Origin of the sequence: Massilia genomosp. 1 (genome assembly GCF_011682185.1) — a bacterium.
Classification (GTDB): domain Bacteria; phylum Pseudomonadota; class Gammaproteobacteria; order Burkholderiales; family Burkholderiaceae_D; genus Telluria_A; species Telluria_A rubra.
On record NZ_WHJF01000003.1, the window covers coordinates 1 to 26,764 of the forward strand.

The 26,764-nt window shown below is 63.5% G+C and carries 28 protein-coding genes; 6 read left to right on the plus strand and 22 right to left on the minus strand.

The features are described from left to right. The first annotated feature begins 238 nt into the window (after positions 1–238). Positions 239–460: a hypothetical protein gene (locus tag F1735_RS01440; protein WP_167235263.1), complete on the plus strand. Its 222-nt coding sequence runs from the start codon at positions 239–241 to the stop codon at positions 458–460. Positions 461–525: 65 nt separating this feature from the next. Here F1735_RS01440 and flgL read toward each other — a convergent pair whose 3' ends face one another. From flgL to flgB, 11 genes are all read right to left on the minus strand, one after another. After that, entirely contained in the window at positions 526–1,764 is a 1,239-nt protein-coding gene (gene flgL, locus F1735_RS01445; protein ID WP_167235264.1) for a flagellar hook-associated protein FlgL, read from the minus strand. A gap of 37 nt (positions 1,765–1,801) precedes the next feature. Next, positions 1,802–3,766: a flagellar hook-associated protein FlgK gene (flgK, locus tag F1735_RS01450; protein ID WP_167235265.1), complete on the minus strand. Its 1,965-nt coding sequence runs from the start codon at positions 3,764–3,766 to the stop codon at positions 1,802–1,804. A 228-nt stretch (positions 3,767–3,994) separates the two neighbouring features. Next, the gene (flgJ, locus tag F1735_RS01455) at positions 3,995–4,978 is read right to left on the minus strand and encodes a flagellar assembly peptidoglycan hydrolase FlgJ (protein WP_167235266.1); all 984 of its coding nucleotides are present in this window, start codon (positions 4,976–4,978) and stop codon (positions 3,995–3,997) included. A 10-nt stretch (positions 4,979–4,988) separates the two neighbouring features. Further along, on the minus strand, positions 4,989–6,095 hold the full coding sequence (locus tag F1735_RS01460) for a flagellar basal body P-ring protein FlgI (RefSeq protein WP_167235267.1): 1,107 nt from the start codon (positions 6,093–6,095) through the stop codon (positions 4,989–4,991). 11 nt (positions 6,096–6,106) lie between these two features. Then, entirely contained in the window at positions 6,107–6,751 is a 645-nt protein-coding gene (locus F1735_RS01465; RefSeq protein ID WP_167235268.1) for a flagellar basal body L-ring protein FlgH, read from the minus strand. Between the two features lie 16 nt (positions 6,752–6,767). Further along, complete coding sequence (flgG, locus tag F1735_RS01470) at positions 6,768–7,550, minus strand: flagellar basal-body rod protein FlgG (RefSeq protein ID WP_167235269.1); 783 nt, start codon at positions 7,548–7,550, stop codon at positions 6,768–6,770. Between the two features lie 74 nt (positions 7,551–7,624). Beyond that, a complete protein-coding gene (locus tag F1735_RS01475; RefSeq protein WP_167235270.1) occupies positions 7,625–8,371 on the minus strand; it encodes a flagellar basal body rod protein FlgF in 747 nt (248 codons plus the stop codon). 75 nt (positions 8,372–8,446) lie between these two features. After that, positions 8,447–9,967: a flagellar hook protein FlgE gene (locus F1735_RS01480; RefSeq protein WP_167235271.1), complete on the minus strand. Its 1,521-nt coding sequence runs from the start codon at positions 9,965–9,967 to the stop codon at positions 8,447–8,449. 39 nt (positions 9,968–10,006) lie between these two features. After that, positions 10,007–10,720 carry a flagellar hook assembly protein FlgD gene (locus F1735_RS01485; protein WP_167235272.1) on the minus strand — a complete coding sequence of 238 codons (714 nt, stop codon included), beginning with the start codon at positions 10,718–10,720 and terminating at the stop codon, positions 10,007–10,009. Between the two features lie 26 nt (positions 10,721–10,746). Then, positions 10,747–11,148: a flagellar basal body rod protein FlgC gene (gene flgC / locus F1735_RS01490; protein WP_167235273.1), complete on the minus strand. Its 402-nt coding sequence runs from the start codon at positions 11,146–11,148 to the stop codon at positions 10,747–10,749. A gap of 2 nt (positions 11,149–11,150) precedes the next feature. Then, a complete protein-coding gene (gene flgB, locus F1735_RS01495; protein WP_167235274.1) occupies positions 11,151–11,573 on the minus strand; it encodes a flagellar basal body rod protein FlgB in 423 nt (140 codons plus the stop codon). Positions 11,574–11,756: 183 nt separating this feature from the next. Here flgB and flgA point away from each other — a divergent pair, with 183 nt between their 5' ends. From flgA to F1735_RS01510, 3 genes are all read left to right on the plus strand, one after another. Continuing rightward, positions 11,757–12,461 carry a flagellar basal body P-ring formation chaperone FlgA gene (flgA, locus tag F1735_RS01500; RefSeq protein ID WP_167235275.1) on the plus strand — a complete coding sequence of 235 codons (705 nt, stop codon included), beginning with the start codon at positions 11,757–11,759 and terminating at the stop codon, positions 12,459–12,461. A 107-nt stretch (positions 12,462–12,568) separates the two neighbouring features. Then, positions 12,569–12,874, plus strand: coding sequence for a flagellar biosynthesis anti-sigma factor FlgM (flgM, locus tag F1735_RS01505; RefSeq protein WP_167235276.1), 306 nt, complete (start codon positions 12,569–12,571; stop codon positions 12,872–12,874). Between the two features lie 29 nt (positions 12,875–12,903). After that, positions 12,904–13,377 (plus strand): flagella synthesis protein FlgN, encoded by a 474-nt coding sequence (locus F1735_RS01510; RefSeq protein ID WP_167235277.1) that lies wholly within the window; start codon positions 12,904–12,906, stop codon positions 13,375–13,377. Between the two features lie 73 nt (positions 13,378–13,450). Here the strand turns inward: F1735_RS01510 and F1735_RS01515 are convergent, their stop codons facing one another. Genes F1735_RS01515 through F1735_RS01525 form a run of 3 tightly spaced genes read right to left on the minus strand, consistent with a single transcriptional unit; the run spans position 13,451 to position 16,121 of the window. Further along, entirely contained in the window at positions 13,451–13,684 is a 234-nt protein-coding gene (locus F1735_RS01515) for a hypothetical protein (RefSeq protein ID WP_167235278.1), read from the minus strand. Beyond that, positions 13,633–14,133, minus strand: coding sequence for a hypothetical protein (locus tag F1735_RS01520; protein WP_167235279.1), 501 nt, complete (start codon positions 14,131–14,133; stop codon positions 13,633–13,635). The genes F1735_RS01515 and F1735_RS01520 overlap by 52 nt, the downstream gene beginning before the upstream one ends. Before the next feature lie 11 nt (positions 14,134–14,144). After that, positions 14,145–16,121 (minus strand): amidohydrolase, encoded by a 1,977-nt coding sequence (locus F1735_RS01525; protein ID WP_167235280.1) that lies wholly within the window; start codon positions 16,119–16,121, stop codon positions 14,145–14,147. 332 nt (positions 16,122–16,453) lie between these two features. On the opposite strand from F1735_RS01525, the gene F1735_RS01530 reads away from it, so the two are divergent. Then, positions 16,454–17,557: a M35 family metallo-endopeptidase gene (locus F1735_RS01530; RefSeq protein ID WP_167235281.1), complete on the plus strand. Its 1,104-nt coding sequence runs from the start codon at positions 16,454–16,456 to the stop codon at positions 17,555–17,557. Between the two features lie 72 nt (positions 17,558–17,629). Here the strand turns inward: F1735_RS01530 and F1735_RS01535 are convergent, their stop codons facing one another. From F1735_RS01535 to flhF, 6 genes are all read right to left on the minus strand, one after another. Then, positions 17,630–18,130 carry a hypothetical protein gene (locus tag F1735_RS01535; protein ID WP_167235282.1) on the minus strand — a complete coding sequence of 167 codons (501 nt, stop codon included), beginning with the start codon at positions 18,128–18,130 and terminating at the stop codon, positions 17,630–17,632. A gap of 128 nt (positions 18,131–18,258) precedes the next feature. Next, a complete protein-coding gene (gene motD / locus F1735_RS01540) occupies positions 18,259–19,017 on the minus strand; it encodes a flagellar motor protein MotD (RefSeq protein WP_167235283.1) in 759 nt (252 codons plus the stop codon). Between the two features lie 2 nt (positions 19,018–19,019). Then, on the minus strand, positions 19,020–19,766 hold the full coding sequence (locus F1735_RS01545) for a flagellar motor protein (protein ID WP_167235284.1): 747 nt from the start codon (positions 19,764–19,766) through the stop codon (positions 19,020–19,022). Beyond that, positions 19,748–20,479 carry an RNA polymerase sigma factor FliA gene (locus tag F1735_RS01550; protein ID WP_167235285.1) on the minus strand — a complete coding sequence of 244 codons (732 nt, stop codon included), beginning with the start codon at positions 20,477–20,479 and terminating at the stop codon, positions 19,748–19,750. The genes F1735_RS01545 and F1735_RS01550 overlap by 19 nt, the downstream gene beginning before the upstream one ends. Before the next feature lie 15 nt (positions 20,480–20,494). Beyond that, positions 20,495–21,277, minus strand: coding sequence for a MinD/ParA family ATP-binding protein (locus F1735_RS01555; protein WP_373888452.1), 783 nt, complete (start codon positions 21,275–21,277; stop codon positions 20,495–20,497). Between the two features lie 37 nt (positions 21,278–21,314). After that, positions 21,315–22,643 (minus strand): flagellar biosynthesis protein FlhF, encoded by a 1,329-nt coding sequence (gene flhF / locus F1735_RS01560; RefSeq protein WP_167235287.1) that lies wholly within the window; start codon positions 22,641–22,643, stop codon positions 21,315–21,317. A gap of 267 nt (positions 22,644–22,910) precedes the next feature. Here flhF and F1735_RS01565 point away from each other — a divergent pair, with 267 nt between their 5' ends. Next, the gene (locus tag F1735_RS01565; RefSeq protein ID WP_229505581.1) at positions 22,911–23,216 is read left to right on the plus strand and encodes a GIY-YIG nuclease family protein; all 306 of its coding nucleotides are present in this window, start codon (positions 22,911–22,913) and stop codon (positions 23,214–23,216) included. A 161-nt stretch (positions 23,217–23,377) separates the two neighbouring features. On the opposite strand, the gene flhA is transcribed toward F1735_RS01565, so the two are convergent. Together flhA and flhB are read right to left on the minus strand one after the other, a co-directional pair. Beyond that, entirely contained in the window at positions 23,378–25,462 is a 2,085-nt protein-coding gene (gene flhA, locus F1735_RS01570) for a flagellar biosynthesis protein FlhA (protein WP_167235288.1), read from the minus strand. Next, positions 25,459–26,637: a flagellar biosynthesis protein FlhB gene (flhB, locus tag F1735_RS01575; protein ID WP_167235289.1), complete on the minus strand. Its 1,179-nt coding sequence runs from the start codon at positions 26,635–26,637 to the stop codon at positions 25,459–25,461. The genes flhA and flhB overlap by 4 nt, the downstream gene beginning before the upstream one ends. Between the last annotated feature and the right edge of the window lie 127 nt (positions 26,638–26,764).

A 26,764-nucleotide genomic window follows, 5' to 3' on the forward strand; every position in this document is an offset into this window, starting at 1 on the left:
CCGACCAGTTGATGCGACTTCGACGATGACCATACCGCTCAACTTTCTCTCGATTCCGCTCCGAATGTTTCAGGTACGGCATCCCCACGCCTTAAAAATGAGATTAGCCATGATTCCGCCGCCGTAACCGATCAGATTTCCTCCGATATCACGAAAAAGCGATGAAAAATCGTGCTCTCCTGATGTCGGCCAGTTCGGAAAAATCGTTTTGCAATTGGCTCTATCGCTATGCGAGGACATGGATCTTGTACTCGAAAAGCGAGCAGCACCGAAGGAAAACTATAAGCTACTGGTTTGGATAATTTCTTGCATTTTCCGATCTGTCTTTTCTCATTTTGACAAGTCGGATTCTTACACCATCGCCAATTTTGATGCCGGGATGTCGCAGCAGTGGGGATCGGAATATGTGGAAGAATTAAGAGCCCTGCTGGAGAAAACAATCGACGTGGCTATTGAGTAAAGCGCTGGCGAGGAAAACAGTCATGCCTGACGGGCGCCGGGCGCACCGGCCCGTCTCCCCTGCCCTTACCCGATGTAATTAAACAGCGACAATCCCGACAAGGCCTTGAACGACTTCTGCGCCGCCTCCAGCGTGGTCTGCTGCTGCGCGAACTGCGACAGCGCCTTGACCATGTCCAGGTCCACCAGGTTCGATATCGCGGTCTGGTACTGGATGTCGCGATCCGACCCGGCGCTGTCCAGATAATCGAGTTCCTGCATGCGCGAGCCGAACGAGGCGCGCACCGACAGGATGTTGTCGAGCGAGGACGTGAGGTTAGAATTGGCCACGCTCAGGCTGTTGGCCAGCTGGGCCTTGCCGCCGGCCCCGATGACCGGCTGGCGCAACGCCGCCACCAGGTCGGTCACCGTCTTGAACACCGACTGGTTCACGCTCGGTTCGGTGGTGAAGCTGTCGCCGTTGCCCGGCTCGCCCTTGACGTCCATCGCCATGCCGTCGAAGGCGATCTGCTGCCCGGTCTTGTACGGCTGCGGCGTGGCCACCGCCGGTGGGCGCGGAATCGATTCGCTGGTGGTGGTGTCCGTCACCATGTAGGTCGTCACCGGCGGCGTGGTCGCGCTCACCGCGAACGTCACGCTGTAATTGTGGCCGGTCAGCGCCGACTTGTCGGTCACCGTGCCCGGCGAAATCAGGCCCGAACCGGTGTTGCCAGGCGCGGCGCGGGTCTGGAAGTCGCCGTTACCGGTCATGTTCCGTTCAAAAATGGCGTTCCCGGTCTCGCTGACCGGCATCGTGCGCGAGGAGCCCACCTGCAACATGCGCTGGCCCTGGTCACCGTTGTACTGGGCGCCGCCGGCGGTCTGGGTGAACGGCTGGGTATCGGCGCGATGCCCGGCGAACAGATAGCCGCCCACGCCGTCCTCGGTATTGGCCACCGCCAGCAAGTCCTGCATGCGCGATTCGAGGTCGATCGCGATCGCTTCGCGGTCGGGCGGGGTCAGCGAGCCATTGCCGGCATACACCGACAAGCGCTGGATTTCCTGCATCAGGGTGGTGGCACTGGTCAGCGCGCCTTCGACCTGCCCCAGCGAGCTGTTGGCGTTCATGCGGTTGACCTTGAACTGCTCGTTGACCGATTGCGATTGCGCCAGTTCCAGCGCGCGCGCGGCCGCCACCGGGTCGTCGGCGGCCGTCACGAGGCGGCGGTTGGTCGACAGCTGCATCTGGGTCTTGGCCAACTGGCTCTGCAAGCTGCCGAGCTGGCCGGTGCCGTTGGCGTAGATGGTGTTGGTGCTGATGCGCATGCTGGTTTCCCCGACTTATCGAACCGACTAATGTAAATTAACGACCGATCGACAGGATCGTGTCGAACAGCGTGCTGGCCATCTGCATCACTTTACCGGCCGCCTGGTAGGCTTGCTGGTACTTGAGCAGGTTGGTCGCTTCTTCATCCAGGTTCACGCCAGAGACATCCTGCTGCGCCGCCGTCACCTGCTTGAGCAGGGTGTCGCCGGCCTGGCTGTTGACCTGCGTTTCGCGCGTCTTGTTGCCGACAAAGCTGACCAGCTCGGCGTAGGCCGACTGGTAGGTCGCCTTCCCGCCATCGAGAATCGGCTTGGTCTGCAGGTTGCCCAGGAGACGAGCATTGCGGTTGTCGGCCGTGCCGTTGTTGTTCGGCGCGACCGTGAAGGTGTCGCCCGCGACTGGCGTACCGGCAAATTTCAGGTTCACGCCGCCGAAGTTGTAGTTGGCGCCGGCGGTGAAGGGAATCGAGGGGGTGCCGGCCGGATACGTGGTCGGCACGCCGTTGGTGGTGACGGTCACCGCCTGGCCCGCCGGGAAACCGGACAGGCCGGCCGGCGTACCGCCCACGGTCAGGTTGACCGGCGCCGTCAAGGCATTGCCCGGCGTCAGGTACGAGGCGTCGACATTGCCTTCGCTGATGGTCACCGTGCCCTTGTTACTGAGCGGCATACTGGTGCTGATCGGCGCCGCCGCCGCGATCGAGTTGCGCTCGTTGACCTTCATCGAAAAATCGGAGGCGCCGTTGATGGTCGGGCGCACCAAAAAGCTGTCGCCGGCGCTCGCGCTGCCGGTGACGGTGAACGCTACGCCATCGATGGTCTGCGGGCCGGTCTGCGGAAACGGGGTGATCGGGAACGGTTTCTTGTCCGACAGGCGCGTCACCGTGTAATTGCTGCCGTCGTAGCTGACGCTGTAGTCGCTCTGGGTCAGCGCGGCCGGGTCGACAATGGCCGCCTTGACGTCGGTGGTGCTGCCGACCGCATTATTGATGTTGCGTCCGACCACGGGCGCGCCGACCGTGAAGAAATCGCCGCCCGGATTGCCGGCCGCATCGATGCCGAGGCGGTGCTGGGCGTTGAAGGTCTCTGCCAGGCTGATCGCCACGCGCCCGAGCGAATTCTGGGTACGGTCCAGGGTGCCGGAACGAAATTCCATCAGGCCGCCCAGTTCGCCGCCGCTGAAGGTGCTGTCGGGCAGCACGGTCACCTTGCCTGCAGTCACCAGGCCAACCTGCACCCGGCTCAGGTCGGTCGGCGAGGTGGTGGCCGCCAGTTCGAAGGCCTTGTTGCCCACCACCAGCGGCTGGCCGCTGCCGATCGCCACCGTCAGGCTGTTATTGTTGCCGCGCGTAACCGTGGTTTTGACTTCCTTGTTCAGGTCGGCAATGAGTTGGTCGCGCGCATCCATCAGGTCGTTCGGTTCGGCGCCGGAGCCGGTGGTCAACTGGGCAATCTTGTCATTGAGCTGGCCGATTTGCTGGGCGTAGGAATTAATCACCCCCACCTTGGCCGTGATTTCGCTGTTCACGCCCTGGCGGATCTCGCTCAGGCGGTCATCGATGCCCTGGAAACGCGCCACCAGCGACTCGCCATTCGACAGCACCGCCTGGCGCGAGGCGGCCGAGGACGGGTTCGAGGCCATGTCCTGCACGCCCTTGAAAAAATCCTGCAAGGCGGGCGATAGCCCGGACGTGCTGTCCGACAGCAAGTTGTCGACCTGGCTGATCTGGGAGTAAAAGGCGTCGAGCGAGCTGACCTGGGTCTGGGCGGAACGCACCTGGCCGTTCAGGAAACTGTCCGAATAGCGCTTGATCTGCTCCACTTCGGTGCCGCTGCCCACAAAACCGTAGCCGTAATTCTGCGCAATACCGCTCGACTGGATGATCGTCTGGCGGCTGTAACCGGCCACGTTGGCGTTGGCGATGTTGTGGCCGGTCGTGGACAGGCCCACTTGGGCGGCGAACAGGCCGGTCTTGCCGATGTTGAGGAGATTTCCAGACATGATGTGGTTTCTTTCCTTGAATATCTATATCTACGGCAAGTTGTCAGAAAACTTGAGCCACGCGCCCGCCCAAGTAAGTGTGCAGAAATTATTGTGATTTATAGCGAACAGAAGCGGATGCCTTGCAAGGCGCACGCCGCGACGCAGTGCGAGCACTGCTAGCGGTGGGCAACACAGCAAGGCGCCGCTTATGGAAGCTGGAAATCACAAGAATTTATGCGCACTTACTTAGGCCAGGTTGCGCTGGATAATCTTGGTCAGCTTGGCCGCGTACAGCGGATCGGTGGCGTAGCCGGCTTTCTGCAAGCCCTGGGCGAAACCGGCCGCATCCTGGGCGTTGGCCAGCACTTTTTCATAGCGCGGGTTGTTGGTGATCAGTTTCGCGTAATCCTTGAAGCTGTCGGCATACGAATCATAGGCGCGGAATTTTTCGACCTTGGTCTGCGGCTTGCCGTCGACATACTCGGTTGTGACCGCCGTGGCAACCTTGCCAGTCCAGCCAGGGCCGGCCTTGATGCCGAACAGGTTGTGGCTGGTGCCGCCGTCGGCATTGCGGATCTCGCGCCGGCCCCAGCCCGACTCGAGCGCGGCCTGGCCGAGCATGAACTTGGCCGGAATCCCGGTCGCGCGCGCCGCTTCGTCGGCGTGTACGCCCAGCTTTTCCTGGAACGCGCGCACATGCGGCGACTGCACCCGCCCGCTCGCGCTCACGCCGGAGGTGGCCGGGGCGGCGCCGCTGCCGCTGGTGAGCGTGAGCAGCGCCCGTGGCGAGGTGATCATTTCGCCGGCATCGCGCCCGGGCGGCATGGCGATCCGCTTGGCGGGCTGGTCGTTGGCAATGGTAAACGGCTGGGCCGGCTGGGCGATCGGGTCGCCATTGATGGCCAGCGCCTGCGCATTCGCGGCCGTGGTGCTCAACTGGCGGATCAGCACGTCGGCCAGGCCGACCCCGCGCTTGGCCAGGTTCTGGCTCATCTGCTGGTCGAGCATGGTGGTGAAGGTCTTGGTTTGCTGGCTGTCGAGCATGCCTTCGCCCTGCGGCGTGGCGTCGCGCATGCTTTTCATCATCATGTTGATGAACATGGCCTCGAACTGGGTCGACGCGGTTTTCAGCGCTTCCGGCGAGCCGGCCTTGGCCGACTGCTTGAGCCCGCCCAAGGCATTGGTGTCGAGGGCGAATTTGCTGCTCAGGTCGTTCGATGGGCCGATCATGATGGCATCCTCAAATGATTTCGAGTTCGGCGCGCAGCGATCCGGCCGCTTTCAGCGCCTGCAGGATCGAGAGCAAGTCTTGCGGCGAGGCGCCAATCGCATTCATCGCCTTGACCACTTCGGCCAGCGACGCGCCGCCCTTGACCAGGACCACCTTGCCCGGGTCTTTCTTCACTTCGACCTGGGTGTTCTGGGTGACCACGGTCTGGCCGCCCGAGAACGGCCCCGGCTGGCTGACCTGCGGGTCGGAACTGATCGTCACCGACAGGTTGCCGTGCGAAATGGCGCAGGTGTCCAGGGTGACGGTCTGGTTCATCACCACCGAGCCGGTGCGCGCATTCATGATGACCTTGGCGGCCAGCCTGGACGGATTGACTTCCAGGCCTTCCAGCACGCCGATGAAGGCCACCCGCTGGTCGCTCGAGGAGGGCGAACGCACGCGGATCACGCGCCCGTCCAGCGCGGTGGCGATGTCCGGGCCAAAATGGTTGTTGATCGCTTCGACCACCCGCGCCACGGTGGAAAAGTCGGTGGTATTGAGTTCCAGGCGGATCTGGTTGTTCTCGCCCAGGTTCGAGGCGACGGCGCGCTCCACCGTGGCGCCGGCCGAAATCTTGCCCACTGCCAGGTGATTGACCTGCACCTGCGCGCCGCCCGCCTGCGCGCCGACGCCGCCGACCAGCACATTGCCCTGGGCCATGGCGTACACCTGGTTATCGGCGCCCTGCAGCGGCGTCATGATCAGGGTGCCGCCGCGCAAGCTCTTGGCATTACCGATGGACGAGACCGTGATATCGATGGTCTGGCCCGGCTGGGCAAAGGCCGGCAGCGAGGCCGTGACCATCACCGCGGCCACGTTCTTGAGCTGCAAGCTGGTACCGGGCGGCATGTTCACGCCTTTTGCCTGCAGCATCGAGACGATCGACTGCACCGTGAACGGGGTCTGGGTGGTCTGGTCGCCGCTGCCATCGAGGCCGACCACGATGCCGTAGCCGCTCAGCTGATTCTGGCGCACGCCGGCAATCGTGGTCAGGTCCTTCAGGCGCTCGGCCTGGACCGCCTGCGGCAGCAGGGTCAGCGACAAGGCAAGGGCGGCGGTGTTCAGGAATGCACGCATGGAAATTCCGATCAGAATGGCAGCAGGGACTGGAAGAAACGGGACACCATCGCCGTCATTTCGGCGCGGTCGATCTGGCTGTTGGTGCGGTACTCGACCCGCGCATCGGCCACCTGGGTCGACGAGACCGTATTGCCTGCGCCGATATTGTCCGGGCTGACCATGCCCGAGAAGCGGATGAACTCGACGCCCTTGTTCATCGCCACCTGCTTCTCGCCGGCCACGATCAGGTTACCGTTGGCCAGCACTTCGGTCACCGTCACGCCGATGGTGCCGGTAAAGGTATTGCTCGCGCTCTGGTTATCCGAATCGGAAAACTTGTTGGCGCCCTCGACCCCGACGGCGGCCCCGAACACGCCCTTGATCACGCCCGGTGCGGCGAAGCTGGCCGAGCCGGACTTGTTGCCCGAACTGGCGCCGGCTTTCACGGCCGCGGTGCGCTCGGTGATGTTAATGGTCAGCATGTCGCCGATGTGGCGCGCGCGCCGGTCTTCGAACAGCGGACGGTACTGCGAACTCTGGTAGATGGCGCCGTTGGCGGGCGCGCTCTGCTCGGCCATGAGCGGACGGGCGCTGGTCGGCCGCTGCACGATCGAGCTCGGGGTGGCGGCGCAGCCGGAGAGCGCCAGCAGGGAAACGATGAGGAAAGTTTTCATGAGCGAGCTCCCGGGCTTACAGCTGCGACAGCTTTTGCAGCATCTGGTCGGACGTGGTGATCGCCTTGCTGTTGATTTCGTAGGCGCGCTGGGTCTGGATCATGTTCACCATTTCCTCGACCACGTTCACGTTCGAGGTTTCCACATAGCCTTGCAGCAGCACGCCCGAACCGTTGGTGCCCGGCGTGTTGGTGTTGGCCGCGCCCGAGGCGCCGGTTTCCACGTACAGGTTTTCGCCTTTCGACTCCAGCCCGGCCGGGTTCACGAAGGTGGTCAGTTGCAGGCTGCCGATCTGGGAGGGCGCCCCGGTGCCCGGCAGGGTCACCGAGACGGTGCCGTCGCGCCCCACGGTCAGCGACAAGGCATTGGCCGGCACGGTGATGGCCGGCTGGACCACGAAGCCGGACGAGGTGACCAGCTGGCCGTTCGAATCGGACTGGAACGAGCCGTCGCGGGTGTAGGCGGCGGTACCGTCGGGCATGAGCACCGAGAAAAAGCCGGCGCCGTTGACCATCACGTCTTTCGAGTTGCCGGTTTGCTGGGGATTGCCCTGGGTATGGATGCGTTCGGTCGAGACCACGCGCACGCCGGTGCCGATCTGCTGGCCCGAAGGCAGTTGGGTTTGTTGCGAGGATTGGCCGCCTGGCTGGCGGACATTCTGGTACAGCAAGTCTTCAAACACGGCGCGGCTGCGTTTGAAGCCGTTGGTGCTGACGTTGGCCAGGTTATTGGTGATGACGTCCAGGTTGGTCTGCTGCGCTTCGAGGCCGGTCTTGGCGATAAAAAGGGAACGAATCATGGTCTTCTCCAGTAACGGCGGCCGGCGAACATCGCCACGCACCGATCAATGAAGAGATTATGCGCCCCGCGGTGTTAACCCAAAGCGAGGATCTGGGTGGCTTTCGCCGCGTTGTTCTCGGCATTCTTCAGCAGGTTCATTTGCAGCTCGAAGGAACGGGCCAGCGAAATCATGGTCACCATGGCGTCCACCGGACTGACGTTGGAGCCTTCCAGCGCCCCGCCGGCGACCACCACTTGCGGGTCGGGCTCGGCCGCCACGCCGCTTTTCAGGCGGAACAAGCCATCGTCGCCGCGCACCAGGTCCTGCTCGGGCGGGTTGACCAGTTTCAGGCGCCCGAGAATGGTCGGCGCGCCCGGTTTGGTGGTGGTGGCGATGGTCGAGATGGTGCCGTCGCCGCCGATCGACACCGACACTTCGGGCGGCACGGTGATGGAACCGCCGTCGCCCTGGATGGCGAAGCCGGCGGTATTGGTGAGCAAACCGTTTTCATTCATTTGCAGGGCGCCGTTGCGGGTGTAGGCTTCGCTGCCGTCGGGCATCTGCACGGCCAGGAAACCCTTGCCCTTGAGGGCCACGTCGAGGTCGCGCCCGGTCAGTTGCAGGGGGCCGGACGAAAAATCGGTGCTGGCCGTGGTATTGACCACGAAAGCGCGGGTGGCCAGCGGCAGGTTCTCGCCGACGATCGGCACCGCGCGGAAAGCGTCGATCTGGGCCCGGAAACCGGTGGTGGTGACATTGGCCAGGTTGTGCGAGGTGGTCGCCTGCTGCTCCAGGATGTGCTTGGCGCCGCTGCCGGCTGTGTAGATGAGTCTATCCATGATTTTCCTTTAGTGCGTCCACCCCCGCCGCCGTTTCTGCATCGGGCAGAAACGGCTTTTTTGCAACGACGCGGATTAACGCAGGTTGACCAGGGTCTGCAACACCGAATCCTGCGTCTTGATGGTCTGCGCATTGGCCTGGTACACCCGCTGCGCCGTGATCATATTGACCAGTTCCGCCGTCAGGTCCACGTTCGAACTTTCCACCGCCGAGGCCTGCAAATTGCCGAAACTGCCAGAATTGGGCGTGCCGATCAGCGGGTTGCCCGAGGTCGGCGTCTGTGCCCACGCATTGTTCCCCAGCGGTTGCAGCCCGTTCGGATTGGCAAAATTGGCCAGCACCACCTGCCCCAGCGGACGCGATTCACCATTGCTGTACTGTCCCAGGATGGTGCCGTCGGGACCGGCCGAAAAACGCTGCAAATTGCCCGCCGTATAGCCGTCCTGGCTCGATTTCTTTTCTTCCGTGGCGTCGCCATACTGGGTCGTACCGGCAAAATGCAGGTCGAATTCGATGGTCGGCTTGGCGCCGGTCAGCGGAAACACCGGCAATTCGATTTGCAGCGGCAAGGTCTGCGGCGCCATCGCGGCGGCGTTCAGTATGCCGTTGGTGTCGAAATTGAGGTGGCCGGCGCGCACCGCCGGCACCTTGACGGCGGCGGCGATCAGCTTGTCGATCTCGCCCGGCGTGATGCCGGGCGTGCCGCCGGCGCTGGCGGCGGCGGTGGTAATGGCGGTCTGCTGGGCGGCGGTGGCGCCGGCGGTGCCGGCGGCGGCGGCCACGGCGGCGCCGGCGGCGGTGGCGTAGGCGGCGGCGGCGGCGACCAGGTCACCCGGCGGCACGGCGGCGGCGGCGGTCTGGAAGGCGGTGCGCGCGGTGCCGGCGGCGGTGTCGGTCTGGGCCGCGGCGGCCACCGCCTGGTTGGTCATTTCCACCCCGTCCGAACCGACGTACACGTCCCACGCGCCGGGACCGGTCTTGACGTAGTAGGTCGACATCACGTGCGAATTGCCGAGGCTGTCGAACACGTCGATCGAGGTCTGCTTGTTGTAGGTTTCCGGATCGGTCGCGCTGAACGGCACCTTGGTCGGCAGCGGGCTGCGCGAATCGAGGTTGAGCTTGAGATCGACCCGGCTCGTTTCGAGCGGATCCATGTCCTTGTTGTCGATCTTCAGCGGTATCGCCGAGCCAGTGAGGATGTTGCCGGTCTCGCTGACGCCGTAGCCGGTCAGCTTGGCGCCCTGGGCGTTGATCACGAAACCGTTCTTGTCGAGCGAGAACTGGCCATTGCGTGAATATTGCACGTCGCCGTTGACATCGGTGCGGAAGAAGCCGGCGCCGTTGATGGCGATGTCGAGCGGGTTGTTCGAGCTTTCGATATTGCCTTGGGTGAACTGCTGGGCGATCTGCGAGACTTTCACCCCGATCCCGGCCTGGTTGCCGCCGGCGCCGTTGAGCGAATTGGCGTACATGTCCGCAAACTGCGCCTGCGAACCCTTGAAACCGACGGTGCTGGCGTTGGCGATGTTGTTGCCGATAACGTCGAGCGATTTGGCTGCGCCATTCAAGCCGCTAAGTCCTTGTTGAAACGACATGGTGTTTCTCCTGAAAAAGTATAAGTGGTAGCGGCTTGTTTACAGAATTTGCTTGACGTCGCTCATCGCCACGACGCCCCGCGAGGGCAGATTGAGCTTGACGCCATCCTTGGCGCTGGTGGTCACGCTGGCGACCGTGTCGAACGACAGGGCCCTGGCATCTTTTAAGACTTCGCCGCCGCGCTCGGCGACGATACGAATCAGGTAATTGCCATCCTTGAGCGCGATGGGCTTGCCGGCCGCGTCGAGTTTGGTCGGGTCGACCACCCCGTCCCAGGCCACCGGCACGGTGCCGGCCACCTGCTTGCCGAGGTCGATGGTCTGGACATCCTTGCCGGTCTTCGGATCGGTAATGATCAGCTGCACCTTGTCGGCCGGGGTCGCCATGTGGACGCCCATGATGCCCTTGCCGCCGGCCAGGGTCACGCCGTTGCCGTCAACCAGCACGCCGTGCCCGATCAGGTTGGCGGCCTGCAAGCCTTCCGAACCCTGGTAGCTCGACTTGAGCGTTTCCATCGTCGTGTTCAGCTTGTTGACGCCGGTCACCGTCGACAGCTGCGCCAGCTGGCTGGTGATCTGCGCATTGTCGAGCGGATTCATCGGGTCCTGGTTCTTGAGCTGGGTGACCAGCAGGGTCATGAACTTGTCGGTGTCCGCCTCGACGCTGCCTTCGACCGCTTTCGGCTTCTTCGGGTTGACGGCGTTGAGCAAGTCTTGCGACATCACGGGTGCATTGGAATTGACGGTTGCCATGGCGGTTTCTCAGTTGATCGATCAGCTTATTGACCGATGGTCAAGGTTTTCATCAACAGCGACTTGGCCGCGTTCATGGTTTCGACATTGGTCTGGTAGGAACGCGAGGCCGACAGCATGTTGACCATCTCGTCGACCACGTTGACGTTCGGCATGGCCACATAGCCCTTCTCGTCGGCCATCGGATGTTTCGGGTCGTACACCTGCTTGAGCGGGGAAGGATCTTCGATCACTTCGCGCACCCTGACGGCGGTGCCGGCGCCGTCGGTCGGGACCGCCTCGAACACCACTTGCTTGGCGCGGTAGGCCTCGCCGCTGGCGCTGGTGGCGCTGTCGGCATTGGCCAGGTTGCTGGCGGTGGCGTTGAGGCGCTGGGCCTGGGCGCTCATGGCCGAGCCGGACACGTTAAAGATATTAAAGAGCGACATGATTACTGGCCTCCCTGGATCGCCGAGGTCATCCCGCGGATCTGCATATTGATGAAGGTGACCGCCGCTTCGTAGCGCAGGGCGTTGTCGGCAAACTGGTTGCGCTCGACATCCATGTCGACCGTGTTGCCGTCGACCGCGCCCTGGGCCGGGGTGCGGTACTGCACCGGGGTGCCGTTGGCCAGCACCTCGCCCTTGGCGGCGCCGGTCGCCATGTGGGCCGGGGCGGTTTGCTTGAGCACGCCGGCCGGCGGCGCCCCCTTGGCCAGCACGCCTTGCAGGGCGCTGGCGAAATCAATATCGCGCGCCTTGTAGTTAGGCGTATCCGCATTCGCGATGTTCGACGCCAGCAATTCCTGGCGTTGCGAGCGCAGGCTCAGGGCCGTCTCGTTAAAGCGCATGTAATCGTCGAGTTTGCCAATCATGTCGTGCTCCGCATCTGTCGACTGCCTCCGGGTTGGCGGCAATGTACTGGTGATGACAGGATGAATCATACGGACCCTGTTGCTTGCCCAATCGAACGATAAGGGGCGCCAAAACACGGCTATTCGGAAGTTCGGCAAGGTCGCGTGAAGTCTATGATGCTCTCATTCCTGAAAGCAATCCATATGAAAATCGCCTTCTTCACCGCCCTCTTGCTTGCCTCGCAATATTGCTTCGCGCAGTCGGCCGCCGCGCCGGCGCCCACTTTGCAAGACCCGGCCGTGCTCAAGCGCGTGGCGGAAGACTATCTGCGCGCCCAGAACGCGGCCCTGGCGGGCGACGTGACGGTCACCGCCGGCCCCGTCAACCAGCGCATGAGCCTGGCCTCCTGCCCGGCCCCGCAAGCTTTCCAGCAGCCCGGCGCGCGCACCTCGGGAAAAACCACGGTCGGCGTGCGCTGCACCGCGCCGGTCGCGTGGACGGTGTATATTCAGGCGCAGGTGAGCGTGGTGAGCGATTACGTGGCCACCGCCGTGCCCCTGGTCCAGGGTCAAACAATTGAACAATCGCAATTAGTGTTGCTTAAGGGTGACATTGGGACGATGCCGAACGGGATCGTGACCGACATGGCGCAAGCGGTCGGTCGCACCAGCACGGTATCGCTCGCGTCCGGCACGCCGCTGCGCCTCGATGCGCTGCGCGGCAAACCGGTGGTGCAGCAGGGACAGCTGGTCAGGGTGGTCTCGAGCGGCAACGGGTTCCGGGTATCGGCCGAAGCGCGCGCGATCGGCAACGCCAGCGATGGCCAGGTGGTCCAGGTGAGAACGCCGGCCGGCGCCATCCTCAGCGGGGTGGCCCGGATGGGCGGATTGGTGGAGGTGGTCTTTTAGGCAAGTGTTCAAACTCGCGCGGGAATGCGCTAAAGTTTACGCCGCATGCGCCGTTACTTACGCAGACCCTGGAGTTTTTACCGCTCCGCCCAATGAAGGATGATGCTGTGAAAATTAACGACAACCTCAAAAGTAACCCCGGCCTGCCGGCGGCGAGTACGCCCGCGGCGAACGCCAAAAGCACCGAAAAAGCTTCCAGCGCGGCCCCGGCCAGCACCGACAGCGTCAAGCTGTCCTCGCAGGGCCAGGCCATGGCCAGTGCGGTTAGCAGCAGCAATGGCGTGTTCGACACCAAAAAAGTCGAGCGCATCAAGCTGGCGATCGCCGACGGCCAGTTCCAGGTCAATTCCGAGAAGGTCGCGGATGGCTTGCTCGACACCGTGCGCGACTTGCTGCATTCCCGAAAACGCTAACCGCGCCGGCTTTCCGGCGATACCAGACCATGTCAACCGCGACCCCGAGCACCACCCTGCCGCAGGAACTTGCCTTGATCACTTCCGTGCTGGAATTGATGACGCAGGAACAGCAACTGCTGGTCAGTGCGGACACGGCCGGCCTCGACCAGCTCACGCCACGCAAGGCGCAGGCGGTGCTCGAGATGACGACGCTGGCGCAGCAACGCCATGCGCACCTGGCGGCGGCCGGCTTCGCGGCGGACGAGGGCGGCATGCAGGCATGGATGAACAGGCACGGCGCGGCCGATGCATTGTCCAGCTGGCAAGCATTGCTGGACAAGACGCGCGAGGCGAAGGAATTGAACCGTATCAACGGCATGCTGATCACCAAGCAGCTCTCGCACACCAAGGGGCTGATCAACGCCATGCGCACCCCGACCAGCGGTGGCGAAGCGGGGGTGTACGGCAAGAGCGGCCAGGCCGCGCCGGGCGGGCCATCGAAGCGTTACGTGGTCGGCTAAGCCAGCTCTCTTTTCTGTTGTTGACGGGACGGTCGCCTGGCGCGGCCGTTTTGCATAGTCGCCCGGCTGCCACCTAATCTTCGCTGCCGACTTCTTCATCTTCTGCTTCCAACTCAGCAAAGAAGTTGTCGTGGTCAGTCACATTGCCGTCGTCAATCGCCTTCTGGCCGAGCGCGAGCATCTTCAGCAGCGATATCTGGTCGCGCGTTCGAACGCTCGCCCCAAAGAATGCCTCACACGCCATCAGCGCAACGATCAGCCGCGTGAATTCAGACCGGCGCGAAGGCGCTGCTCCAGCCGTTCCCACGCGCCGTCCAACAATTGCGGCGATGACGCGTAGAAATCCCTCGTTTGATGATAGTTTAACGATTTGGCTTTGTCGACATAGCGCCATCCGGCCGGGACATCCCTGTCCTCATCGGGAAAGACCACCGACCATATCTGGTTCAGCAGCAGCACGCATTCGTTTAACGCCACCCCGAATAGCTGGCAAGCCGGCGCGAGCCTGGGGCCAGGCGACACATGCAACAGATACGTCAATGCCTGCCCGGTCTTTTCCAAGGTCGGCAGCGCCAGCTCCGCGAACAGCGGCGCGACGATCTCTTCGACGCACAGTTCACGATGAACCCGGTTGCGAAGGTCCAATAAAGCGCATTCTGCGTCATGCTCGCCCAGCATCGCCTCGCGGTAAATCGGGGCCAACACGGTCTGCAGATAAGCGCTGTTGACACGGATCGCGGTCGATTGCGTCGCCATCGACAGCCGGCCTACAAAAAACCGGGAGCCTGATGGACAAGCTTGCCGCCCACGACCGTCTGCAGCACCTTGACGTCGGCGATTTCCTCATCCGGTATCTGGAAGAAATTGCGGTCCAGCACGATCAGATCGGCCAGCTTGCCCACCTCCAGCGAACCGACCTGCCCTTCCTGGCGCAAGGTATACGCGGCATTCATCGTCACCGCCCGCAACACGGCGGCGCGCGGCATGCCCGGCGCCGCTCCCAGCCGGCCCGCGAACTCCGGGCCGGCCGACGGCGCGTTGGTGCGGGTCACGCCGACCTTGAGCGCAAACCATTCGTCCAGCGCATCGACCGGCCAGTCGCTGCCGAACACCACGCGCGCGCCGGCGTCGAGCAGCAGCGACTGCGGTTCCAGGATCGCGTAGCGCTGCGGTCCCAGGTAATCCTTCAGGCCCGCCACCGTGTCCGGCGCCGGCTTGCCCCACTGGAAAGAGAGCACCGCGCTGGCATCGAGCGCGGCAAAGCGGCCAAAGTCGGCCGGATCGACGATTTCGGCATGCGCCAGCGCCGGACGCGCCTCCTTGCCGCCGGGTGCGGCGCGCAGGGCCTCGACCGCGTCGAGCGTTTCGCGCACCGCGCCGTCGCCATCGACATGCACGTGGGCATCGATGCCGGCCTTGGCCAGCCCGATCAGGATCGCTTTGAGCGCCTCCGGCTTGAAGTAGGTCGGCGGCCCCTTGCTGTCGCCCGGCACCCAGTGCGGATGCCCCGGCGTGCCGCGGTCGACAAAGTACGGCGCCACCATGGTGCCGGTCAAGGCCGGCGCGGCGATCACGCCATCCATATAGATCTTGGCGTGGCGCACGCGCATGAGCGGGGTGACGCCGTCGCCGTCCTGATGGAAGCGCTTGACCATCTTCAGCACGGACGCGACCGCGCGCGCCGGGTCAAGGCCGTCCTCGGTCGACACCTCGGCGGCGAAATGGGCGCGCGCGCTCAGCTTGCCCTGGCGCGCGATGGCGGCAAACGCCGTGAAAATTTCTTCATCGCTGCTGGCGTCGAGAAAACTGGTCACGCCCTGGCGGCCCAGCGCCTGCATGGCGAAGCTGGCGGCGGTGACGGTCTCGGCCGGGGTGGTTTTGGGCAGCACTTTGCTGACCAGCTCCATGGCGGCGTCTTCCAGCAAGCCGCTCGGCTCGCCGGCGGCGTCGCGCACGATCTTGCCGGTGTCCGGGTCTGGCGTGGCGCGCACAATGCCGGCCGCTTGCAGCCCGCGCGTACTGACCAGGTAAGAGTGGCCGAACGAGGAGCGCACCGCGATCGGACGGTCGGTCTTGATGGCGTCGAGCGTGGCGCGGGTGGTTTCCACGCCGGCCGGCAGCATGCTTTGCTGGAACCAGTTGACCACTTGCAGCCATTTCTTGTCGCTCTTGCCGCCCTTGGCGGCGCGGTCCTTGTCGGCGCAGGCCTGGATGCGCGCCTGGAACTGCGGCACGGTCAGCGCTTCGTAGTTCAGGTTGCAATGCAGGAGGCGCTTGCCGCCCGACAGCGGGTGCATGTGGGCGTCGATCAGACCGGGCATCAGCATGCGCCCTTGCAGGTCGATGACGCGGGTCTGCTTGCCCTTGAGCGCGACCGCGCCGGCGTTGTCGCCCACGTAGACGATGCGCCCGCCGCGCACGGCCAGCGCCTGCTGCACGCTGTCGGCGGCGTCGACCGTGTAGATGTAGCCGTTGCGGTAGATGGTCTCGGCCGTGGCCTCGGCTTCGGCCTCGGCCTGGGCCTTGGCCTGGGCCTTGGCCTGGGCCGCGTCGCTGGCGCCGCGCGGCGCCCCGGCCTGGGCCTTGGCCTGGGCCGCGTCGCTGGCGCCGCGCGGCGCCCCGGCCTGGGCCGCCGGCAACGCGCATGCCAGCGCCAAGGCAGCGACAGCATGCTTACCCAAGGCAAGCGCGATGCGCGGTGTGATGTTGTCGCCGCCGTGCGGGCGGACATTCTTGTTGGTCATCGATTCCCCTTCGGTCAATTAGCGCAACGGCCCCGTCGAGCCCCCGGCGCCAGAATACACGCTTGCTTCGGATGCGGCACGCCAAGGTCAAAATTTAACATTTTTGTTAATTATCGATAGAAATTTTTTCTCCCGACAAGCCTGATTTCATTGAAGAAATTGTGCGAAAGCACATTCTTTTAAGCACAGCAGTGATACGTTCAGAATTCGCCAGAATGACACAATTACCGATGATTATGACTGTCCTGTGTCGATTCGGCATGTAAGGATGGGTTGTTGAGGCCGCTTTCGGCCCGGCACTCAGAACAAGCACATCACTCACGGAGAACGGTATGAACTGGAATCACTTGGTAAAAGCAAGCGTCGGTATCGTTGCAGCAGCAGCCTGCCTGGCAGCCCAGGCGGGATCGAACGGGGTGACTGTCAGCCTGAGTCCCGAAAAATCCTCGCTCGGCAAGCAGGATGACGTGCTCGTGCGCGTGACCATCACCAACACCTCGTCCAAGCCGCAATACGTGCTGAAATGGCATACGCCGTTTGCCGGTGTGGAAGACCATCTGTTCGACGTCACCCGCGACGGCGTGGATGTACCGTACCAGGGCCGCCATTACAAGCGCCCTGCCCCGACCGCCAAGGATTACTACCTGCTCAAGCCGGGCGCCTCGCACACCGCCAAGGTGGAGCTCTCGTCCATGTACGACATGAGCGTGACCGGCGACTACGCGATCCGCTACCACGCGGCCTCGCTCAATCTGTTCAACTCGACGGGCGACGACGAGAACAGCCTGACCGCGCAGCAGGGCCAGCGCGAGATCGGCGAGATCGAATCGGCGCCGGTCTCGCTCTGGATCGACGGGCGTCTCGAGCGCGGCACCATCGTGGCCGATCCGCTCGAACTGGCGGCGCGCCAGCAGGCCGCGGGAACGGCCGGCATCTCGTTCGCCAGTTGCAGCTCGTCGCAGCAGAGCTCGATCAACTCGGGGGTGGCGGCAGCGAAAACGATGGCCAACAGCGGCCTGACTTACTTGAACAGCAACCTGCAAGGCACGCGCTACAAAAAATGGTTCGGCGCCTACACGTCGACGCGCTACGCGACGGTCAAGACGCACTTTACCAATATCAAGAACGCGCTCGATAGCAAGCCGATCGTGGTCGATTGCAGCTGCAAGGAATCCTACTACGCGTATGTGTACCCGACCCAGCCGTACAAGATCTACGTCTGCAACGCGTTCTGGTCGGCGCCGACCTCGGGCACCGATTCGAAGGGCGGCACCCTGGTGCACGAACTGAGCCACTTCAACGTGGTGGCGGCGACCGATGACTGGGCGTATGGCCAGTCGGCCGCGGCCAGCCTGGCGAGCAGCAATCCGACCAAGGCGATCGACAATGCCGACTCGCACGAGTATTTCGGCGAGAACACGCCTTCGCTGCCGTAAGCCGGCCGGTAATGAAAAGCAGCCTGGCCGCGCGCGCGGCCAGGCTGTATTTTTATCGCCAGCCTGTGCTGCTTATTGCTCCGCCGGCTGGGCCACCTGCGTATGCGTGAACACCGTCGAGGCCGGTTTCATCGTCTCGGGATGATCCAGCTGCTGCAGATCAAGCACGTAACTTCCCGTATGACTGAGCCGGTAGCGCTGCTTGCCCGGCTGGAAATCATACGCGCGCGTGATGTCGATGGTATTGCGGTGCATGCCGTTCGGCTCCACCTTCAAGTAATCGTCGGGCTGCGGCGGCGCCCGCTTGACCACCGGGCCGATGTAATTGACCGGCGCCGCACTGCCCACCACGCTGATGTCGACATCCGGCCCGAACAGTTGCCGGCTCTGGTACGTCACCTTCCACAGATAGATCGGCTGCCTGGTCTTGTTACTCACCGTCAAGGTCACCAGCACCTTGCCGCCGCGCGAAGCGACCGACACCTTCTCGCTCACCCCACTCATCGGCTTATCCTTCGCATAGGCCAGTCCCAGCGCCATGAGCATCAACATGCCCGCCACGGATCGTTTCATCGGCTTGCTCCTTGTCTCGTCTTGTCGGTCCCGGCCGGCGGCGCTTGCCTCAGGCGGGGCCGGGTCGCCCGCCTGCGCCGTTCTCGACCATTGTGCACCGTTTCAGGCCCCACGCCAGCCCGGTTGAATCAACGGGTGGGGATGTCGGTCGTGGTATCGGGCAGCGCCGACAGGATCGTCACCGCCACCCGCCGGTTGCGCGCGCGCCCTTCGGGCATGTCGTTGGACGCGACCGCGATATTGGCGCCATGCCCCACGGCAGTGAGGCGTTCGGGCGCCACACCGCTGTCGATGAACAGGCGCACCACGCTGCTCGCGCGCACCGCCGACAATTCCCAGTTCGAGGGGAACAGCGCATTCCTGATCGGGGTCGGGTCGGTGTGGCCTTCCACCTGCACCGCGTGCGCATCGTCCTTGAGCAGCACCGCCAGCGCGCGCAGGGCCTGGTCCGATTCGGGGGTGAGGGTGGCGTCGCCCGGATCGAACAGCACACTGGCATTGATTTCCACGCTCACCCCGCGGCTGTTCTGCGTCACCCGCACCTTGCCTTCGCGCACCAGCGGCGCCAGGGTCGAGGTCAGCTTTTGCGCGAGCTTGGTCAGGCTTTCCTTTTCGCGCCGCATGGCTTCGGCGCGCCGCTTGGTCAAAGGGTCGGGCAGCACGATCAGCTGCGGCACGTCGCTGCTGGCGACACTGGCCGTCTTTTGCTCCTTGCCGCCGAAGGCGTCGCCCAGCGAGACCGAAAACACCTTGTATTTTCCCTCGTTGACGACCGAAATGGCATACATGACCACGAAAAACGCGAACAGCAAGGTGATGAAATCGGCGTACGAAATGAGCCAGCGTTCGTGATTTTCGTGCTCGGCTTCGTACTTTTTGCGGGCCATGGTCAGGGCCGCGAGAGCAGGCAGGCGACCCGTTCTTCGATCACGCGCGAATGGTCGCCGCTGGCGATGTCGTGAAAGACATCGGTGAGGATTTCGTACTGGGTCACCCGTTCGGCGACGATGGTCTTGAGCTTGTTGGCGATCGGGTAGAAAAACATATTGGCCAGCCCGACCCCGTACACGGTCGAGACGAAAGCGACCGCGATCCCGCTGCCGAGCTTACCCGGGTCGCTCAGGTTTTCCATCACGTGGATCAGCCCCAGCACCGCGCCCAGGATGCCGATGGTGGGCGAGTAGCCGGCCGCCGCCTCCCAGATCTTGACGGCCTGGCGTTCGCCGAATTCGTAGGCCGTCACTTCCATCTCCATCAGGCTGCGCAGCTTGTCGGGGGCGATGCCGTCGACCACCAGGCGCAAGCCCTTCTGCACGAATTTATCCTTGTTGACCGCCATGTATTTTTCCAGCGACAGCAAGCCGTCGCGGCGCGCATGCAAGCCCCACACGGCGATCTCGCGCGCCAGGGCGGCGCGCTGGCTCGGCGGCGGCGAGAACACCCAGCGCAGCATGCGCACGCCGCGCATGAAGGTCGGCGCTTCGCTTTGCAGCAGCACGGCGCCGATGGTGCCGATGACGACGATGGCAAACGCCGCCGGCTGCACCAGGGACGACAGCTTGCCGCCTTCCAGCGCCTGGCCGACCAGCAGGCCGGCCAGGGCCAGGAAAATTCCCGCTACGCTGGCCCGGTCCACGCCTGCTCCTTCAAGCACGCGCGCAGGCGCGCGACCGCCTGGGTGTGCAGCTGCGACACGCGCGATTCCGATACACCCATGACGGCCCCGATCTCTTTGAGGTTCAGTTCTTCTTCGTAGTACAGGCCCATGAGGATTTTTTCGCGCGGCGGCAAGCCGTCGATGGCGTCGATGACGGCCTGGCGGAAATCGCCGTCGAGCAGGCTGCGCAGCGGATCGGCGTCGTCCACCGCATAGCGGTCGAGGAAGCTGTCGTTGCCGCCCTCGTTATCGTGAAAATCTTCGTAGTACACCAGCTGGTGGCCGCCGCCGTCGGTGAGCATGTCCTGGTAGTCGGCCAGGGACAGTTTCAGGCTTTTCGCGACTTCCGATTCGGTGGGCGGGTGGCCTAGCTTTTGCTGCAGGGTGCTCATTGCCGTTTCGATCTTGCGCATGTTCTGGCGCATCGAGCGCGGCAGCCAGTCGCTGCTGCGCAGTTCATCGAGCATGGCGCCGCGGATGCGCAGCACGGCGTAGGTTTCGAATTGGGCGCCGTGGGTTTCCTCATAGCGGCTGATGGCGTCGAGCAGGCCGATCATGCCGGCCTGGACCAGGTCGTCGACTTCCACGCTGGGCGGCAGCTTGGCCTTCATGTGGTGGGCGAGCCGCTTCACCAAGGGCATATGCTCGGTCAGTAAATGGTTCTTGTCCGCTTTCCCTTTGACGGTATACATAGATCTCAGTATGTTTTAAGAACCAAAATGGGAAGTCCCCCCTGTGTGCCCGAGCTGCGGCATGGCCGACAGGGCAAAGCGCCCCGCCAGCTGGCGAAATGCAACCGAGGCTCCCGCCAGCGGGAACGCGTCGACCACGGCCCGGCCCAAGCGCGCGGCCCGGTGCAGGTATTCGTCCGCCGGGACCGAGCCCATTGACGTGAGCTGTACGGCAAGGTAACGACTTGCCGCAGATGACATATTATCGTATACCACCTTCGCTTCCGCTTCGGATGCGCCCGTGACCAGAATTCCGAACGGACGGCGTCCCAATTGTTGCGAAAGTCGCTTGATGAGGGTGTAGGCGGCGGTGATCGAGGCGGCGCTGGTGGAGACCTGGACCACGATTTCGGCGCTCTCCATGACGGGTACCGGAAAGGTGTCGTCGTCGCCGAATTCGCCGTCGACGATGACGATGCCGGTCTGCTTGACCAGCACGTCGAAGGTCTTGGCCAGGCGGCGCGCTTCGTCCGGGCCGCCGCGCGCACGCGCCATGCTGACCACGCCGAAGCCTTGCGGCACCTGGTGGATGATCTGGTTCAGCGCGCACTGCTGGCGCGCCACCTGCAACAGGCTGGCGCGGTCGGCCACGCCGAGGCGCTGGGCCACGCCGTATTCGCGGTCGCAGGCGTCGACGATGAGCACGTCGTTGCCGGCGCGCGCCAGGGAGGCGCCCAGGTTGACCAGCATGGCGCCCTTGTCGTCTTGCGGCGTGGCGGAAAGAAAGGTGACGATGCGTGGCTTGGGGCCGGCCAGCATCCGGCGCAGGCCTTCGGCCTGGTCGAAATCGAAATGATTAGCCAAGGGACACCTCGCGCAGGCTGCGGTCGTTGCGGGCGTTGCTGGTGTTCGCCATCAGCAGCGGCAGTTCGGCGTCCGAAAACTGGCTGGCGGCGGCGTCGCGCTTGAGGCGGAAGGCGCGGTCGACCAGCATGTTGCGGTCGGCCAGGTGCAGGTCTTCCGGCACGCGCTGGCCGTTCGAGACATAGAACAGCTTCAGTTTCTGGCGGATCACGACATCGAGCACATTGCCGATCGAGGCCGCTTCGTCGAGTTTGGTCATGATGCAGCCAGCCAGGCCGCTGCCCTGGTAGGCGCGCACCACTTCATTGAGGGTTTCGTTGGTCGAGGTCGAGTTCAGGCACAGCAGGCGCTTGACGTCGGCGCCGGTCTCGGACAGCATCGCCACCTGTTCGGCCACGTTCTGGTCGCGCTGGGAGACGCCGACGGTGTCGATCAGCACGGTGTGCTTGTTGCGCAATTCCTTGAGGGCGATGCGCAGGTCCGATTCATCCTTGACCGAATGCACCATCACGCCGAGGATCTTGCCGTAGATGCGCAATTGTTCGTGCCCGCCGATACGATAGGCGTCGGTGGTGATCAGGGCCAGTTTTTCCGGGCCGTGGCGCATCACGCAGCGCGCGGCCAGCTTGGCGGTGCTGGTGGTCTTGCCGACGCCGGTCGGGCCGACCAGGGCGAACACGCCGCCCTTTTCCAGGATTTCATCTTCGTTCGAGATGGTGGTCAGGTTGCGCGAGAGGACCGTTTTGATCCAGCGCAGGCTCTCGGCGGCATCTTTCCCGTCCGGCAGTTTTTCGATCAGATAGCGCGACAGGCTGGGCGAGAAACCGGCGGCCAGCATCTCGCGCAGCACGCCGGCTTTTTGCGGTTCGCGCTGCTGGGTGGTGCCCCAGGCGATCTCGGCCAGTTGGCTTTCCATCAAGCCACGCATGGCGCGGATTTCATTCATCATGCCCGACATGTCGGCGGCGGCGCTATCCTTGGCCTGATTCATGGCTTGCATCATCATGGACGACATGTGCGAGGCCATCATCGACATGTCGAACGATTCGGGCTGGACGGCGTAGGCCGGGGCCGGGGCCGGCGCGACGCGGCGGTTGGCGTAAGTTTCAGGCGGGATCGACAGGGATGGGCGCGGCTGGGCCATGTCGGACTCGGGGGCCGGCGAGGAGATCGAGGCGACGTCGTCGCTGGCCAGGGCGAGGATTTCGACGACGCCATCGACGGGACGGTTGGACAGGATGACGGCGTCGGGCCCGAGCGCTTCGCGTACTTTACGCAGTGCGTCGCGTGATGTTGCAGCCGTAAATTTTTTGACATTCATCGCCAACTCCTGGGTTTTCCTGCCGGGTGCTCACATGAGCACTGACAGGGTCCATTATTGACGATGCAGGATGGAAACGATCTGGGGAGGAGGATGGGAAAAGGGCGTCATTTCGATCGCGTCGTTCCCGCGCTGAACAAACCGCCGCTCCCTGCCGTCGTTCCCGGCATTGCCGGAACCGACTTCCCGCGCAGGCGGGAACCCAAGTACGCGTAATCTCCCACACCATTGAGCCAGGCCAGAAACCAGCACTTGTAACAGCCCACCATGAATGCCATGGAAAAGCACAGCTATGTCTATATCCTTGCCAGCGATCCGTATGGCACCTTGTACACGGGCGTGACATCGGACCTGGTGACGCGTATCTGGCAACATCGTAGCGCCCTTGCCGAGGGTTTCACAAAGCGCTATCGGGTGGACAAGCTGGTCTGGTATGAAATGCACTTTGATATCATGGAAGCGATCAAGCGCGAGAAGCAGATCAAGAAGTGGCGGCGCAACTGGAAAATCAATCTGGTGCAAGCCGAAAATCCGACATGGCGGGATTTGTACCTGGACTTCACTGCGGACTAAGAGACATCGATGTTCTTCCCCCCGTCGTTCCCGCGCAGGCGGGAACCCAAGTTTCTTGCTCAGCCGTCGGCTCCGGCGCGAACTTGGGTTCCCGCCTGCGCGGGAACGACGGGGTATAGGCGGAGCAGGAACAACGAGGATGTTGGTCAGAAACGCGATTCTTACTGCGCCCCCACCAAACTGGTCACATGAATCGTCTTGGTCTCTGGAATCTCATTGTGCGACAGCACCTTCAATTGCGGCAGCGCCCGGCGCAGGAACTTCGACAACAAGGCCCGTAACGGACCCGGCACCAGCAACACCGGCGTCAAGCCCATCTGCTCCTGCTGCGCCGCCGCCGCACCGGCCTGCTGCGCAATCGTATCGGCCAAACCCGGCTCGATCCCGGCGCCATCGCCACCGGCGCCCAGCGCCTGCATCAACAAGCGCTCAAGCCGGTTATCCAGGGTCATCACCGACAACTCATTCGTGCCCGGGAACAACTGCTGCACAATCGCCCGGCCCAGCGCAATGCGCACCACGGCGGTCAGCTCGGCCGGGTCCTGGGTTTGGGTCGCATACTCGGCCAGGGTCTCGATCACGGTCCGCATATCACGGATGTGTACGCCTTCGACCAAGAGATTCTGCAACACTTTCTGCAGGGTCGACAGCGACACCAGCTTCGGCACCAGGTCTTCCACCAGCTTCGGTGCTTCCTTGGCCAGATGGTCGAGCAGGGCCTGCACTTCCGCACGGCCGAGCAACTCGGACGCGTGCGTCGTGATCAGATGGTTCAGGTGCGTCGCCACCACGGTACCGGCATCGACCACCGTGTAGCCCATGCTCTGCGCTTCGTCGCGCAGCCCGGCATCGATCCACACCGCAGGCAGGCCGAAGGCTGGATCGGTGGTCACCAGGCCCGCCAGGCTGCCGCTGGCCATGCCCGGATTGATCGCCAGGAACTGCCCGTTCATCGACTCGCCGCTGCCCACTTCCACGCCCTTGAGGGTGATGCGGTAAGCCGACGGCTTCAGTTCCAGGTTGTCGCGGATATGCACCGGCGGCGCCAGGAAACCGACTTCCTGGGCGAACTTCTTGCGTATCCCCTTGATGCGCTTGAGCAGCTCGCCACCCTGGGTCTTGTCGACCAGCGGAATCAAACGATACCCCACTTCCAGCCCCAAGGTATCGACCGGCATGATGTCTTGCCAGCTGGCCTCTTCCTGCTCGGTCGGCGCGGCCGGCGCCGGGGTCTCGATGACTTCCGGCGGCGGCGCCTTGGCCTTGCGGTTGATCATGTAGGCGCTGCCCGCGAGCGAGCCGGCCAGCAGCAGGAATACCAGGTTCGGCATGCCGGGAATCAAACCCATGCCGCCGATAATCGCCGCGGTGATATACAGCACTTCCGGCTTGGCGAACAATTGGTTCATCAGCTGGGTGCCGATGTCGTGCTCGCTGGCCACGCGCGACACCACGATACCGGCCGCGGTCGAGATGATCAGCGAGGGAATCTGCGCCACCAGGCCGTCACCGATGGCCAGCAGGGTGTAGGTCTTGGCCGCTTCGGCAAAGCCGAGGTCGTGCTGCAGGATACCGACCAGCAAGCCGCCGATCACGTTGATCACGGTCACCATGATGCCGGCCACCGCGTCGCCGCGCACGTATTTCGAGGCGCCGTCCATGGCGCCGTAGAACTCGGCTTCCTGGGCGACTTCGGTACGGCGGCGGCGCGCTTCGTCTTCGGCGATCAGGCCGGCGTTGAGGTCGGCGTCGATCGCCATCTGTTTACCAGGCATGGCGTCCAGGGCGAAACGCGCGCCCACTTCGGCGATCCGGCCCGCACCCTTGGTGACCACGGTAAAGTTAATGATGGTCAGAATGATAAACACGACGATACCCACCGTGTAGTTGCCGCCGATGAGGAAGTGACCGAAGGCTTCAATCACTTTACCGGCCGCGGCGCCGCCGGTGTGGCCTTCGGTCAGCACGATCCGGGTCGACGCCACGTTGAGCGACAGGCGCAGCATGGTCGACACCAGCAGGATGGTCGGGAAGGCCATGAAGTCGAGCGGCTTGACCGTGTACAGGCTGGTCAGCAGCACGATCACCGACAGGGCGATGTTGAAGCTGAAGAACACGTCCAGCACGAAGGCCGGCAAGGGCAGGATCATCATCATCAAGAGCATGATGATGATGGCCGGAGCGGCCAGGGCGTTGCCGCCGCCTTTCATTCCACGCAACCAGGAGGGCATATTCAGGCGGTTCATGGTGTGGCTCCGTTCTTCGGTTCAGCTGTGGTGTGCGATGCCGGGTCGTGCGGGTCGAGCTCGGGTGGTACGCGCAGCCTGGTCGGCCGGTCGGGGTAGGTGCCGCCATCTTTCTTGTAGGCGCGCAACTGGAATACATACGCCAGCACTTCGGCCACCGCCGAGTACAGCGCTTCCGGAATCTCGTCGCCGATCTCGGTATGCTTGTGCAGCGCACGCGCCAGCGCCGGCGCTTCCAGCATGGCCACGTTGTGTTCCTTGGCCAGTTCGCGAATCTTGGCCGCCACCTCATCGGCCCCCTTGGCCACCACGCGCGGCGCGCCGCGCTGGCCGTCGGCGTACTTGAGCGCCACCGCGTAGTGGGTCGGGTTGGTCACGATCACATCGGCGGTCGGCACCTCGGCCATCATGCGGCGCTGCGACATTTCGCGCTGCATCTGGCGGATCTTGCCTTTCATCTGGGGATTGCCGTCCGACTCTTTCGCTTCCTGGATCATTTCCTGGCGCGTCATCTTGAGCTTGTTCGCGTAATGCCAGATCTGGTACGGACCGTCGATCGCGGCCACGATGCCGAGGCCGCCGACGATGAACAGGAACGCCGAGCCGATCAGGTCGACCATGTGCGCGCTGCCGCTTTTCAGGGGCTCGACGGCCAGGCCGATGACGGCGTCTTTCTGGCTCATCACGACCATCCAGGCCACGGTGCCCACCACGATGGTCTTGGCAATGGCCTTGAGCAGTTCGACCAGGGCGTTGGTGGAAATCATATTGCTCAAGCCCCGGACCGGGTTCAGCTTGTTGAAATTGGGCATGAACGACTTGCTGCTGAACAGCCAGCCGCCGATCAGCAGGGGCGAGGCGAGCGCCACCACCATCACGGCGAACGCCAGCGGCAGGCAGGCCAGCAAGACCTGGGCGATATCGCTGGCCACGCGCATGATCATCACGTTCGGGTTGAGGATTTGCTCGCGGTCCATGGACATGCCGGAGACCATGCTCGCATTGAGCTGGCGCACGATGCCGGCGCCGAAGAACCACAGGGTGCAGCCGGCCGTCATCAAGACCGTAAACGTGGCCACTTCACGCGAGCGCGGCACGTCGCCGTCTTCGCGCGCCTGCTCCAATCGCTTGGCTGACGCCGCTTCTGTCTTTTCTGCGTCGCTTTCGTCTGACATGCCAGGCTCCCGTTAACAGATGCCATTATTCGCGATATTGCTCTGAAGCTATCCGTCGATTAAGGCCGCAAACAGGGGTCAATTCCCTGTTCGATTCGCCCTCTGGCAGGCGAACGCGGCTCTGACG